General features: G+C 63.9%; 14 protein-coding genes. 9 read left to right on the top strand and 5 right to left on the bottom strand.

From position 1 onward, the window contains the following. Window positions 1-29: 29 nt before the first annotated feature. Window positions 30-941 (top strand): alpha/beta hydrolase, encoded by a 912-nt coding sequence (locus WG899_RS02005; RefSeq protein WP_339594216.1) that lies wholly within the window; start codon window positions 30-32, stop codon window positions 939-941. Between the two features lie 11 nt (window positions 942-952). Continuing rightward, complete coding sequence (locus WG899_RS02000) at window positions 953-1,831, top strand: YbgC/FadM family acyl-CoA thioesterase (protein ID WP_339593941.1); 879 nt, start codon at window positions 953-955, stop codon at window positions 1,829-1,831. On the opposite strand, the gene WG899_RS01995 is transcribed toward WG899_RS02000, so the two are convergent. Together WG899_RS01995 and ygfZ are read right to left on the bottom strand one after the other, a co-directional pair. Continuing rightward, on the bottom strand, window positions 1,818-2,108 hold the full coding sequence (locus tag WG899_RS01995) for a DUF4936 family protein (protein WP_339593940.1): 291 nt from the start codon (window positions 2,106-2,108) through the stop codon (window positions 1,818-1,820). The genes WG899_RS02000 and WG899_RS01995 overlap by 14 nt on opposite strands. Next, window positions 2,105-3,049 carry a CAF17-like 4Fe-4S cluster assembly/insertion protein YgfZ gene (gene ygfZ, locus WG899_RS01990; RefSeq protein WP_339593939.1) on the bottom strand — a complete coding sequence of 315 codons (945 nt, stop codon included), beginning with the start codon at window positions 3,047-3,049 and terminating at the stop codon, window positions 2,105-2,107. Before ygfZ ends, WG899_RS01995 begins: the two co-directional genes overlap by 4 nt. Window positions 3,050-3,135: 86 nt before the next feature. On the opposite strand from ygfZ, the gene mltG reads away from it, so the two are divergent. From mltG to WG899_RS01955, 7 genes are all read left to right on the top strand, one after another. Then, window positions 3,136-4,140 (top strand): endolytic transglycosylase MltG, encoded by a 1,005-nt coding sequence (mltG, locus tag WG899_RS01985; RefSeq protein WP_339593938.1) that lies wholly within the window; start codon window positions 3,136-3,138, stop codon window positions 4,138-4,140. A gap of 8 nt (window positions 4,141-4,148) precedes the next feature. Next, complete coding sequence (gene tmk / locus WG899_RS01980) at window positions 4,149-4,760, top strand: dTMP kinase (protein WP_339593937.1); 612 nt, start codon at window positions 4,149-4,151, stop codon at window positions 4,758-4,760. Window positions 4,761-4,774: 14 nt separating this feature from the next. After that, a complete protein-coding gene (holB, locus tag WG899_RS01975; protein ID WP_339593936.1) occupies window positions 4,775-5,839 on the top strand; it encodes a DNA polymerase III subunit delta' in 1,065 nt (354 codons plus the stop codon). 60 nt (window positions 5,840-5,899) lie between these two features. Then, window positions 5,900-6,316: a PilZ domain-containing protein gene (locus tag WG899_RS01970; RefSeq protein WP_339593935.1), complete on the top strand. Its 417-nt coding sequence runs from the start codon at window positions 5,900-5,902 to the stop codon at window positions 6,314-6,316. 67 nt (window positions 6,317-6,383) lie between these two features. Then, a complete protein-coding gene (locus tag WG899_RS01965) occupies window positions 6,384-7,163 on the top strand; it encodes a TatD family hydrolase (protein ID WP_339593934.1) in 780 nt (259 codons plus the stop codon). A gap of 17 nt (window positions 7,164-7,180) precedes the next feature. Beyond that, window positions 7,181-7,816 (top strand): ankyrin repeat domain-containing protein, encoded by a 636-nt coding sequence (locus tag WG899_RS01960; RefSeq protein WP_339593933.1) that lies wholly within the window; start codon window positions 7,181-7,183, stop codon window positions 7,814-7,816. A 160-nt stretch (window positions 7,817-7,976) separates the two neighbouring features. Next, a complete protein-coding gene (locus WG899_RS01955) occupies window positions 7,977-8,213 on the top strand; it encodes a hypothetical protein (protein WP_339593932.1) in 237 nt (78 codons plus the stop codon). 70 nt (window positions 8,214-8,283) lie between these two features. Here WG899_RS01955 and WG899_RS01950 read toward each other — a convergent pair whose 3' ends face one another. The 3 genes from WG899_RS01950 to WG899_RS01940 are packed head-to-tail and all read right to left on the bottom strand — an operon-like array spanning window position 8,284 to window position 12,319. Further along, the gene (locus WG899_RS01950; RefSeq protein ID WP_339593931.1) at window positions 8,284-9,858 is read right to left on the bottom strand and encodes a dipeptidase; all 1,575 of its coding nucleotides are present in this window, start codon (window positions 9,856-9,858) and stop codon (window positions 8,284-8,286) included. Between the two features lie 55 nt (window positions 9,859-9,913). Continuing rightward, window positions 9,914-10,870 (bottom strand): collagenase, encoded by a 957-nt coding sequence (locus WG899_RS01945; protein WP_339593930.1) that lies wholly within the window; start codon window positions 10,868-10,870, stop codon window positions 9,914-9,916. 6 nt (window positions 10,871-10,876) lie between these two features. After that, the gene (locus tag WG899_RS01940; protein ID WP_339593929.1) at window positions 10,877-12,319 is read right to left on the bottom strand and encodes an aldehyde dehydrogenase family protein; all 1,443 of its coding nucleotides are present in this window, start codon (window positions 12,317-12,319) and stop codon (window positions 10,877-10,879) included. Between the last annotated feature and the right edge of the window lie 128 nt (window positions 12,320-12,447).

Here is a 12,447-nt window from a genome sequence, read left to right as displayed (position 1 = left end):
TGTTGAGTAGCACCTTGTTGACACCGAAGATGGCCGGCGTACTGAGCCGCATCCACCGGGCAAACCGGCCGGCCTTCCACAGCCTGAGCCCCAAACAGGCACGCATTGGTTACTTGATGGGGGCAGAAATTCTGGATCTGCCGCGCGCGCCCTTGGCCCGTGTTGACAACTTGCAGGTGCCGGGCGCGGAGGGGCCGCTGGCGGCCAGGCTCTATGCGTCCAGTGTTGAACCCGGTCTGCCGGTCATGCTGTATTTGCACGGTGGCGGTTTCACCATCGGCAGCATTGACACCCATGACAGCCTGTGCCGCCAACTGGCCTTGCGCAGCGGTGCGGCCATCCTGTCCTTGAACTACCGATTGGCGCCCGAACACCGTTTCCCGGCCGCGGTGGACGACTGCTGGGCGGTACTGGCCTGGTTGTCCAAGGCGGCTGCCAGCCTGGGCTTGGACGGCTCGCGCATCGCGGTGGGCGGCGATAGCGCCGGGGGTACCTTGGCGGCGGTTTGCGCTCTGCACGCGCGCGACATCGGCCTGAAACTGGCCTTGCAACTGCTGATCACGCCGGGCACCACGGCGCACGCCGACACCCCGTCGCACAAGCTGTTTGCCAACGGTTTTCTGTTGGACGCGGCCTCGATCGACTGGTTTTTCAACCACTACATCGCTCACCATCACAAGCGCGATTGGCGCTTTGCCCCGCTGGAAGCGGAGGATCATGCCGACCTAGCGCCCGCCTGTGTGCTGCTGGCCGAATGTGATCCCTTGGTCGATGAGGGCGTGGCCTATGCCGATCGTCTGCGGGCTAGCGGTGGGCAGGTGCAACTCGAGTTGTACCGCGGCGTGACCCATGACTTCATCAAGATGGGCCGCGCCATCCCCGAGGCGCTGAGCGCGCTTGAGGTCTGCGGCCAAGCCATTCAACAAGCTTTTCAGCGCTGAACAGGGATGCCATGAGCACCGAAAGCACCGAACTCAAACCCAAGGACTTTCGCTTTACCGAACGCCTGCGGGTGCGTTGGTCTGAAATTGATGCCCAGCAGATTGTCTTCAACGGTCATTACCTGAGCTACTTTGACACCGCCGTCGGCGCCTACTGGCGCGCGCTGGCCTTGCCCTATATCGACACGATGCGAGCCCTGGGCGGTGATTTATTCGTGCGCAAGGCCACCTTGGACTACCTGGGTTCGGCGCGTTATGACGATCAACTTGAGGTCGGTGTTCGCTGCCTGCGTATCGGTAGCAGTTCCATGCAGGTTGAGTGCGCGGTGTTTCGCGCCGGTGACTTGTTGGTGGGCGGCGACTTGGTCTATGTCTTTGCCGACGCGCAGACGCAAAGCCCAAAGCCTGTGCCAACCGAGCTGCGTGCGGTGGTCGAGGCCTTTGAGGCCGGGCACAGTGTGGTCGATGTGCGTCTAGGTGATTGGTCCGAGCTGGGCTCGGCGGCCGGCGCCATCCGCCAGACCGTCTTTGTCGACGAGCAAAAGATCCCCGCCGACATGGAATGGGACTCGGCCGACGCGACTTGCTTGCACGCGGTGGCGTTCAATCGCCTGGGCGTAGCCCTCGCCACCGGCCGTTTGCTGCCCCATGTGCCGGGTGTCGCCAAGATCGGCCGTATGGCGGTGTTGCGCAGCATGCGCGGCGGCCGCATCGGGCGAGAGGTGCTGGAGGCGCTGATGCAGGCCGCGCGTCAGCAGGGCTATCGCGAGGTGCTCCTGCATGCACAGATGTCGGCGGCGGGCTTTTACAGCCGCGCCGGTTTTGTCCAGCGTGGCCCGGTTTTCGAGGAAGCCGGCATTGGCCACGTGGAGATGGTCAGGGTTCTGTAGGCCCCGTCGACATCGGTCGGAAGCGTTCCAGATGGCGCGACCCGCTGATGAATGGTGTTAGCGCCAGCGCGACAAGGGCCTCCAAGCCTGTAACTTGGGGCTCCGGGCCGCGGTAGATCTCCATCCAGGTCAGCAGCTCCGTCCCGGGCTCCTCGCGTTGCAATAGGCGCCCCGCACCACCGGCGGCCGCTTCAAAGGCGCGTCGCGCGGCATCAGCTTGGCTTGGCGCGAGCTTGTAGTAGACGTAAAGCTCCACCAGCGCAGCCGCTGCGTTCACTCCGGCTCCGTCAAGGCATAGGGCAGGGCGTGCAACTGCAGCAACGGTCCCTCGGCGCTGCCCAAATGCAGGCTGCCCGATTCCAGCGCCGCAATCTTGGTTTCGGCCAGGATCAGGCTGCGGCCGTCTTTGCTGGCGGCATTGGCCACCAAGCCGGCCGGCTGCCCAGGGTCTTCGCTATGGAAGATTTCTTGGCCAGGCAAGGCCTGACCCTTCAACTCATACAGATAGGTGCGGCGTTTCAGCGTGCCCCGGTACTGGCTGCGCGCCACCACCTCTTGGCCGGGGTAGCAGCCCTTTTTGAAGCTGACACCGCCCAACAACTCCAGGTTCAGCATTTGCGGCACGAATTGCTCGCTGGTGGCCGTGCGCACCCAGGCCAGGCCGCTTTGCAGCTCCAACCATTGCCAGTCCACGGCGTCGAGCTTGGGCAAGGGCGGGCTGGCAGTGCCGGCGGCACTCTGCGCCTGCACCAGCAAAAAGCGCGATTGTCCGGCTGCTTCGGGCAGCCGAATCAGCGTGGCGTCGTCCTTGTGGCCGAGCGCCCAGCGGGCTTGCGGCGCCAGGTCGCCCAACCATTGCTCGGCGGCCGGCCCGGTCAGGCCCCAGAGCTGCAGATCGGCGGAGGCGTCGCTGAGCTTGCACTTGGCGCGCAGCACAAACATGGACAGGCGCTTCAAAATCGCCGGCAGCACTTCGGCCGGCAGGGCCAGCAAGACTTCCTGCTCGCTGGTTTTCCAGCCGATCATGGTGGCCAGCAAACGGCCCTTGGCCGAGCAAAAACCGGCCAGGCGGGCTTCATTCAGGCCCAGCAAGGCGAAGTCCTGGGTCAACTGGCTGTGCAAAAACTTGGCGGCATCTTCGCCGGCGGCCCGGATCAGGCCCCAGTCGCTCAGGCGTGCGGCGCCTTGGGGGGCGTTGGTGTTGTGGCTTGTATTCATGGTGTTCATAGGCGCGATTATCATCAGCCCCCGATTCTTGGCCCAAGCGCAAGGGCTTAAAGCAGCAATCAGGAGCACAGAGCACGATGAAATTTTTGGCCAGACTGATGATGCTGGTGTTGCTGGCCGGCGGCGCGGTGCTGGCCTGGGGCTGGTGGTGGCTGCAAGCGCCACTCAGCCTGAACGCGCCCTCGGTGGAATTGTCGATCGAGGCCGGCAGTTCGCCGCGCGAGGTGGCGCAGGCCTGGGCCGCGGCCGGCGTGCAAGACGATGCGCGCCTGCTGTATCAATGGTTCCGTTGGTCGGGCCAGGCGCGTCAGATTCGTGCCGGCAGCTATGAGATCCACCAGGGCGATACGCCGCGCGACTTGCTTGGCAAGATGGTGCGCGGCGACGAAGTGCTGGAGCAATTGCGCCTGATCGAGGGCTGGAACTTGCGCCAGATGCGCGCCGCGCTGCAAAAGTCACCGGCCTTGAAACAGACGACCGCTGCCTTGAGCGAGGCCGAGTTGATGACCCTGTTGGGAGCACCCGGCCAGCCCGCCGAGGGCCGCTTTTTCCCCGACACCTACGCCTATAGCCGCGGCGTCAGCGACCTGACCGTGCTCAAGCGGGCCCACCGGGCCATGCAAAAACGGCTCGACACCGCCTGGGCTGGCCGCAGCGAAGGCCTGCCCCTGAAGAACATCGATGAAGCCCTGATCCTGGCCTCCATCATTGAGAAGGAAACCGGCGCGGCGGCAGACCGTGCGCTGGTGGCCGCGGTCTTTATCAACCGCTTGCGCATCGGCATGCCCTTGCAGACCGACCCGACGGTGATTTACGGCCTGGGCGAGAGCTTCGATGGCAATTTGCGCAAGCGCGATTTGCAAAGCGACACGCCTTTCAACACCTACACCCGCGGCGGCTTGCCGCCGACACCGATTGCGATGCCTGGCAACGCCTCCTTGCTGGCGGCCTTGCACCCGGCGCGCAGCCGTGCGCTGTACTTTGTGGCTCGCGGTGACGGTTCGAGTGAATTCAGCGAAGACCTGGCCGCGCATAATCGCGCGGTCAACAAATACCAGCGCGGCCGTTCTGGCCGCAATTGAAAGCAGACGTGGCAGGCAGATTCATCAGTTTTGAAGGCATAGACGGGGCCGGCAAGTCGACCCATATTGACGCCTTGACGGCGCGGCTCAAGGCCGCCGGGGCTTCGGTGGTGAACACCCGCGAGCCGGGCGGTACGCCGCTGGCCGAGACGCTGCGCGAGTTGTTCTTGCATCGTCCGATGGACAGCCTGACCGAATTGCTGCTGGTGTTCGCCGGCCGACGCGACCATTTGCAGACACTGATTGAACCGGCGCTAGCGGCCGGCCAGACGGTGTTGTGCGACCGTTTCACCGACGCTTCATTTGCCTACCAAGGCCATGGCCGCGGCATGGATCTGAGCGTGCTCACCACGCTGGAGCAGTGGGTGCAGGGCGGCCGCCAGCCGGATCTGACGCTTTGGTTCGACTTGCCTGCCGAGGTGGCGGCCCAGCGCCGCGCCGCCGCGCGCGAGGCGGACCGTTTTGAGGCGCAAGACCTGGAGTTTTTCGAGCGCGTGCGGGCTGGTTATGCGGCGCGAGCTGCCGCGGCGCCTGCGCGCTTCGCGCGCATCGATGCCAGTTTGACGGTGGCCGAAGTGGCGGCCCAGATCAACGCGGTGATGGAATCACGCGGATGGTGAGCCGGAGCGCCGACATGCGAGAAAAATCCGATGGTGCCGACGCACCCTTGGTGCAGCCCTTGCCTTGGCTAGATCAGCCGCTGCGGCAGGCGCTGGCCAATGCCCGCTCACATGCCTTGCTGGTGCAAGGGCCGGCCGGCGTCGGCCAGTTTGATCTGGCCTTGTTGTTGGCGCAGGCCTGGTTGTGCGAAAGCACGCAGCCGGACGGGACGGCCTGCGGGCATTGCGCCAGCTGCCACCTGTTTCTGTCTCACACGCACCCCGACTTTCAGTTGCTGTTGCCCGAAGCCCTGCGTGAGCAACTCGGCTGGGCGTCGGACGCCGAGACCGGCCGCGACGGCGAGCCCAAGGCCAGCAAGACCAAGCCCAGCCGAGAAATCAAGATCGACGCGGTTCGCGCCATGCTGAGCTTCAGCCAGGCCACCTCGGCGCGGGGCCGGGCCAAGGTGGTGGTGGTGTATCCGGCCGAGGCCTTGAATACCGTGGCGGCCAATGCCTTGCTCAAAACGCTGGAGGAGCCGGCCGGCTTGTTGCGTTTTGTGCTGGCCAGTTCGGCGCCGCAGGCCTTGCTGCCGACCATCCGCAGCCGCTGCCAACCCTTGCCCCTGGGCCTGCCCGAGCGCGGCGCTGCATTGACCTGGTTGAACGCCCAAGGCGTGGAGGGCGCGGAGATTTTGTTGGATGCGGCTGGCGGACGGCCGCAAGAGGCGCGCGACTGGTTTGAGGCCGGCCTGCGGGCCGCCGCCTGGCAGCAGTTGCCACAACGGGTGGCACGCGGTGAGGCGCAGGCCCTGGCCGACTGGCCGCAGCCACGCGCCATCGATGCCCTGCAACGTCTTTGCCACGACTTGATCCGGCGCTCACATGGCGCGGCCCCCAGTTTCTTCCCGGCCGAATCGCTGCCGAGCCCCAAGCACAGCGCCGCACTGCACGAATGGGATGCCGCCCTGCGGCGTGCCGCCCGGCATGCCGAGCATCCGCTCAACACCGGCTTGTTGATGGAGTCGCTGGTGGCGCAGGGGCAGCAGGCGCTGCGTGCACAGGGGATGCAACGCGCGGCCGCGCCGCGGCGGCCCTGATGTTGGACTTGGGCTGACCTGCGCTGACATCGTCAATGGGGCTTCGCTACACTTGCCGTCATGAGCGACTTGCCTTCTAAGAATCCTCCAGCCTCTCTCAAGGCCGAGCTGCCCTCCACCAATGTGCCCGCGGCCGGCCCGCGGCCAAGCGTGATCCAGCTGGTGTTCAAGGAAAAGGGCGCGCTCTACGCCGCCTATATGCCGGTGTTCACCGATGGCGGCCTGTTTGTGCCGACCAACCGCGAATACCGTTTGGGCGAGGACGTCTATCTGCTGCTGGCCCTGCCCGATGACAACCAACGTTATCCGGTGGCCGGCAAAATTGCTTGGTTGACGCCGGCCAATGCTTCCGGTGGCCGCACCCAGGGTGTTGGCGTGCGTTTCCCCTCGGATGAAAAAAGCCGCTTGATCAAGCTGAAGATCGAAGAAATCCTGGGCACGCAGATTTCTTCCTCCAAGCCTACCCAAACTATCTGAGCTTCGCGGCCACGCCTGTCCTTGGCCGCCGTCTGCTCTACCTTTTGCCTTTCTTTCTGCCGTCGCGATGTTCATCGATTCCCACTGCCATCTGAGTTTCCCCGAGCTGCGCGCGCAGCTGCCGCAGATCTTGGCCGAAATGCTGACCGCCCAGGTCGAGCAGGCCATCTGTATCTGCACCACGATGGAGGAGTTCCCTGTCGTCAAGAGCCTGGCGGATGAATATGCGCAGCTGTGGTCCACGGTCGGTGTGCATCCCGACAACGAAGATGTTCACGAACCCAGCGTGGCCGAGTTGGTGGCAGCCGCTGCCAGCCCCAAGGTGGTGGCCATCGGTGAGACCGGGCTCGACTATTACCGTTTGAACGGGCGCAGTATCGAGGCCGATATGGAGTGGCAGCGCGAGCGCTTTCGCACCCATATTCGCGCCGCCCGACAGGCCGCCAAGCCGCTGGTGATCCACACCCGCAGCAGCGCCGCCGACACCTTGCGCGTGCTGGACGAAGAGGGCGGCGAGCAGGCCGGCGGCGTGTTTCATTGTTTTACCGAGAACGTCGAGGTGGCACTGGCCGCCATCGAACGCGGCTATTACGTGTCCTTCTCGGGCATCCTCAGTTTCAAGAATGCCCAGAGCCTGCGCGATGTGGCGGCGGCGCTGCCGCTGGAGCGCCTCTTGATCGAGACCGACAGCCCCTATCTGGCGCCGGTACCCTACCGCGGCCGGACCAATAGCCCCGCCTACGTGCCCCATGTGGCGGCCGCCTTGGCGACGGTGAAGGGCGTGTCGATCGCCGAATTGGCGGCACAGACCAGCGCCAATACGCGCCGCTTGTTTGGCTTGGCCTGAGGGCAGGGGAGTGTGAGATGAGGGCGTTGCGCGCATCGATTCTTGTTGCAGCTTTGTGCTCGCCGGTCCTGCCCGCGCTGGCCGCACCGATTGACGACTTGGTGATGGCAGCGGAGCTTGACGATGGATACAACATCACCCGCCTGCTGCTGCGCGGTGTTGACCCCAATGGCAAAGACGGCCGCGGCCGCTTGGCGCTTGAGATTGCCATGCGAGAGGATTCGGGCAAGGCGTTTGAGAGCTTGCTCGGCACGCCGCTGTTGGATGTGAACAGCCCGAACGCCAAGGGAGAGACGCCGCTGATGCTGGCCGCTATCAAGGGCCGCCTGGACTGGGCACAAAAACTGGTCAAACGCGGCGCGCTGATCAATCGCGAAGGCTGGACGCCGCTGCACTATGCCTGCAGCGGGCCAGACAACGGCGTGGCCCTCTGGTTGCTGGAACAAGGAGCGCAGATCAACGCCCGCTCACCGAACGGCAGCACGCCCTTGATGCTGGCCGCAGGCTATGGCGCGATCGACTTGCCGGCGCAGCTACTGAAGGCCGGCGCGGACGCCTCCTTGCGCAACGACAAGGGCCTGTCCGCAGCCGACTTCGTCGAAAGGGCCGGTCGCGAGGATGTGCACAAAAAGCTAATTCACAAGTTGCGCTGACTTCGGCGCCGCTCGGAACCCTACAAAGCGGGTTTGGCCCCGCAGCAAGGCCGTAGGACTTTGCCTGACAAGCGCTTTGGCGGGCAGCCGACTGTGTGCAAGAGCCCGGACTCCCTACAGTTGCATACATCCTGAAACGCAACCGATACGGAGTTCCATCATGCTGAGCACCCAACTTGCAAGCCCCTTCGCCATGCTGCTCAACCCCGAGTTGGTGGTTCGCGCGATGGAGCATTCCGATCGCCTGAACCGTCTGCACAGCCGGGTCTACCGTCCCCTGGACAAGCCGCTGATCGCCAAGAGCAAGCTGGCCGATGCCGACTTTGATCGCATGGTCGACGAGGCCGAAGACGAAGACGTGATGGGCTTTGACGATCTGCTCGACTGCCAAGCCTGAACCCAGCAAGAAAGAGCAGCGCCCGACAGGGGCAGCTGCTTCGTCTGCGCTGTCCGTTCCAAAAGGCGCCTCAAGTGGCGCGGCAATGGTTCAGCTTGACGATCAGGCGGTGACGAATCTCTCGGTAAAGTGATGGCACCGCTGCCATCGCCTCTAGCGCGAATTCGTTGCAGAGCCGGCGCCGGTTTGCCAGCTCGGGTTCAAGTCGCAGGGACGCCTCCAGCGCTTGCCAACGTTCGGCTCGCTCGGCCTCAAAGGCCTCGCGCATCTCGCTCAGCAGCGGCAAGGCCTGTTGGAAGCGCAGCTGCATCAGATTGTCGACAAACTCGATGCACCAGCGTGCCGAGTCTTCGTCGAACTGCGTCGGGTCATAACGGTTGAAACTGGCGTGCACGGCTTCGATGCCGATATGCATGGGCACCCATGTGCTGACCAGCGGATTTCCCAAGGCCAACCAATAGACGCCACCAACATCATTCGGCAGCGTTTTTCTTAGCTGACAGATGCCGCTGTAATAGCCAAAGTGCCGCGCCACCGGGCGTCGATAGGTCAGCTTCAGCAGCCGCCGTTGATCTGCGCTCGGGAAGGGCGTGGCCAAGGGGCTTTTGACCATCCGACCCTGCTCGTTGCTCACCCACCAAGCTGGCTGCTCGGTGCTGTCGTAAATCGTGCCCTCCAGCGTCGAGCGATGGAAGTTCATCACATCTTGCAGCGATAACAAGCGCTCCGGTTTGACCGAAAAGGGGTAGATGTCCAGCGGCTCCACCACCTGGTGATAGGCATCCAGCGTCAGATAGGGGTCGCCCGCCAATTGGCGCTCGGGCCAGGGGCGCAAATTGGGCGACACATCCGAGTAGAAGCGCCAAAGCCGGGAGCTGGCCCATTCATGGGGCAAGGGAATATAGGCCTGCTGCCAGTCAAAGCGCCGACCCGAACTCGGATCGAACCAAGCGCGCTCCTGCGCATAACGCTGCACATGCGCGCAGGCCAAGACCTTGGCCGGGTCGTCTAAGTCAAGCTCACGCAAGATGCTCCAGTTGGCGACCACCAGCGCATGGTCCGCAGGCATGCGGCGAGCCGCCCAAATGGCGCCGGGCTGGCCACTGCGCTTTTGCCAGCCTTTGCCGACACCCAGCATTTCCATCACCCAGACTTCGTCCGGGTCGGCGATGCAAAGCAATTCGCTGCCGTCGCCACAAGAGCTGAGAAAGCCATGCGCCTCCATCAGCGCGCCGATCAGTTGCACCGCCTCGCGAGCCTTACGGCAGCGCTGCAGGGCGAAGACCATGGCCTGCTCGACCGTCATGATCTGCTCGCCTTCGCCTCGCACGCAGCGCAGCTCGGGTCGCTGCGAGGTGGTGCTTTCGGCGATGGCGAGCTGATGCTCGTTGATGTGCGAGTAGGCCGAGTGAAAGTAGGCGTAGGTGTGCGCCACCTGTTCGATCTCGCCCAGCACCTCGCCGAAGTCGCTCAGGTCTGAACTTCGGATCTCTTGCAAACCATAGTGGACCGCCGCCTTGGCGCCGGGCGGATGGTCTTGCGCCGCGATCTTGCGCACGCGCGAGTCTTGCCCCGCGTCGGAGTGGCTCAGCAGGGTGGAGCCGTCAAGGCTGGCCTGGGGGCCGATGGCGATCACGGTACACATGCTTTACTTCACTCCGCTTCAACGTCAGAACAGATCAAGTAAATTGGCTTGGGACTCAGGGCTGGCTCGCCACCAATTCTGCCAACCAGGCGGCGAACTCGGCGTCAAAGGCCGTACCCCATTGCCGTACCAAGGCCTGGTAGCGAGGATAGTCGCCCACGCGGGTCAAACCGAGCATTTGTTCGATGTCGGCGCGGTGCCGCTCCATCATGAAGCGCACGGCCAGATAGCCCCAGCTGTAGACCCGGGCCTCACCTGTGTTTTTTTCGTAGCCGGTGTCAAACAACTGGCTGAGCGCAAAGGTCTTGGCCGCAGCTTGCTCGCGTTGACGGGCGCTGAGTTTGTCGCCATGGGCGATGTACTCGGCCACGCCCTCGGTCCACCACACCAAGTAGGGCGTCAGCGGGGCCGGGCGGGCGCAGTTTTCCGGCGGCGAATGCGAGTCATGCAAGACGGCGCAGAAATCGCCATGCAGATTGAAACGGCCGTCGAGGTAGTGCACATACTCGTGTGCCAAGTTGCGCACGCTGCCGTCCTTGCGCTGGTTGGCAATGAACTCCGCTTGGTTGCCCGGCTGATCGGGTAGGCCCTCCAGATACATTCCGCCGTTGTCGGTAGGCATATTGAAATGCTTGCCCGCATAACGGCTGAAGTCCTCGTTCGAGGCATAGATATTGGCACGCAGCGAGCTGTTCAGATCGTTCTTGACCGGCCGACCTTCGGTCAAGAAGACCCGGTGAAATCGCTGCTCAACGGCGGCCAGCTCGGTGCAGATCGAGCTTTGCTGATCGGCGCTCAAGGCTTGCGAGCGCAGGGTCAAGCTCGTGCTGCAGCGGTGGCCGCGGTTCAAGACCTGATCCACCGAGCCAGCCTCAGGGGCTTGCGGCGCGGTGCTGCAGGCGCTCAATGCACTTAGCGCACTCAGCGCAAGCAGTGTTGTGGCCCAGCGCAGGGCGGAGTCCTGCTGCGTCTTGGGCGGCAGCTTCGGCGAGGGTTTGAATGAACTTTGCATGCGCTCTCAACCTTGGATATAGCTGGTCTTGACCGTCGTGTAGAACTCGGCGGCATAGCTGCCTTGCTCGCGCGGGCCCATGCTGGAGGCCTTGCGGCCGCCAAAGGGCACGTGGTAGTCGACACCCGCCGTCGGCACATTCACCATCACCATGCCGGCCTGGGCATGACGCTTGAAATGCGTGGCATGTTTGAGCGAGGTGGTGCAGATGCCGCTGGACAAGCCGAACGGCGTGTCATTGGCCAGGGCCAGTGCATGCTCGTAGTTGTCGGCAGGGATCACGCTGGCCACCGGGCCGAAGATTTCTTCCTGGCAATGCTGCATGCGGTTGTCGCAATCGGCGAACAGCGCGGGGCTGAGGTAGTGCCCCGGCGTGCTCAGTAGCAGAGCCTCGCCCCCGCAGACATGGCGCGCACCTTCTTCCTTGGCCATGGCGATGTAGCGCAGGTCTTGGGCCAATTGGCTGGCGTCCACCACCGGGCCGATCTGGGTGCTGGCCTCCAGCGCGTGACCGACGCGTAACTCTCGGGTGGCCGCCCCCAGACGCTCGACGAAGCGGCTGTAGATGCCTTTTTGCACAATGATGCGGGAGGAGGCCGTGCAGCGCTGGCCGGTGGAGAAGAAGGCACTTTGCAGGACGCAGTTGACGGCGTTGTCGAGGTCGGCATCGTCCAGCACCACACAGGGGTTCTTCCCGCCCATCTCCAACTGAAACTTGGCGCCGCGCGACACCGCCGCCTGAGCGATGCGTGCGCCGGTACCGGCCGAACCGGTGAAGCTGATGGCATCGACGCGCGGATCGTGCAACAAGGCCTGGCCGACCACCGAACCGGGGCCCATCACGAGATTGAAGGCGCCAGCCGGTAGGCCGGCACGGCTGATGATCTCGCTCAGCGCCCAGGCCGAGCCGGGCACCAATTCGGCCGGTTTGAAGACCACTGAGTTCCCGAAGGCCAAGGCTGGCGCAATCTTCCAGGCCGGAATCGCAGCGGGGAAGTTCCAGGGCGTGATCAGGCCGATGACGCCAACCGGCTCGCGGGTGATTTCAACTTCCAGGCCCGGCCGCACCGAGGCCAACTTGTCACCACGCAGGCGCAGCGCCTCCTGGGCAAAGAACTTGAAGATGGCGCCGGCGCGAGCAAATTCGCCCACGCCTTCTGGGCGGGTCTTGCCCTCTTCGCGTGACAACAATTCGCCCAACTCGTCTTTGCGAGCGAGGATTTCGCTGCCGATTTTGTCCAGTGCGTCGGCGCGCTGCTGCGGTGTGCTCAGGCCCCAGGCGGGCGCGGCGGCGTGGGCGGCGGCAATGGCCTGCTCAGCTTGCTCACTGCTGGCTTGGGCGTAGTGGCCGAGGGTGTCGCGCGTGTCCGAGGGGTTGATATTCGGGCGCGTGCTGGCGCCTTCAATCCATTCGCCGGCGATGAAATTGGGTTTGCTGCTTGTGGTCATGGTGGGCGTATTTCTGCTTGGATTTGCAAAAGAATATCAGAAATATATTTACGTAATCCAATGACCCCAGGGGCCAAGCCAAAACTAGAGGACCAAGCCGACCCAAGGACGCAAACCGCTGGCAACGC

It is taken from the genome of Paucibacter hankyongi, from assembly GCF_037482915.1.
In the GTDB taxonomy this organism is placed as follows: domain Bacteria; phylum Pseudomonadota; class Gammaproteobacteria; order Burkholderiales; family Burkholderiaceae_C; genus Paucibacter_A; species Paucibacter_A hankyongi.
This window is presented reverse-complemented; position numbering and strand designations above follow the sequence as displayed.

Excerpts from the sequence above, each read along its gene's own strand:
- WG899_RS02005 (WP_339594216.1), top strand. The coding sequence starts at position 30 with ATGGCCGGCGTACTGAGCCGCATCCACCGGGCAAACCGGCCGGCCTTC.
- WG899_RS02000 (WP_339593941.1), top strand. The coding sequence starts at position 953 with ATGAGCACCGAAAGCACCGAACTCAAACCCAAGGACTTTCGCTTTACC.
- ygfZ (WP_339593939.1), bottom strand. The coding sequence starts at position 3,049 with ATGAATACAAGCCACAACACCAACGCCCCCCAAGGCGCCGCACGCCTG.
- mltG (WP_339593938.1), top strand. The coding sequence starts at position 3,136 with ATGAAATTTTTGGCCAGACTGATGATGCTGGTGTTGCTGGCCGGCGGC.
- holB (WP_339593936.1), top strand. The coding sequence starts at position 4,775 with ATGCGAGAAAAATCCGATGGTGCCGACGCACCCTTGGTGCAGCCCTTG.
- WG899_RS01970 (WP_339593935.1), top strand. The coding sequence starts at position 5,900 with ATGAGCGACTTGCCTTCTAAGAATCCTCCAGCCTCTCTCAAGGCCGAG.
- WG899_RS01965 (WP_339593934.1), top strand. The coding sequence starts at position 6,384 with ATGTTCATCGATTCCCACTGCCATCTGAGTTTCCCCGAGCTGCGCGCG.
- WG899_RS01960 (WP_339593933.1), top strand. The coding sequence starts at position 7,181 with ATGAGGGCGTTGCGCGCATCGATTCTTGTTGCAGCTTTGTGCTCGCCG.
- WG899_RS01955 (WP_339593932.1), top strand. The coding sequence starts at position 7,977 with ATGCTGAGCACCCAACTTGCAAGCCCCTTCGCCATGCTGCTCAACCCC.
- WG899_RS01950 (WP_339593931.1), bottom strand. The coding sequence starts at position 9,858 with ATGTGTACCGTGATCGCCATCGGCCCCCAGGCCAGCCTTGACGGCTCC.
- WG899_RS01945 (WP_339593930.1), bottom strand. The coding sequence starts at position 10,870 with ATGCAAAGTTCATTCAAACCCTCGCCGAAGCTGCCGCCCAAGACGCAG.
- WG899_RS01940 (WP_339593929.1), bottom strand. The coding sequence starts at position 12,319 with ATGACCACAAGCAGCAAACCCAATTTCATCGCCGGCGAATGGATTGAA.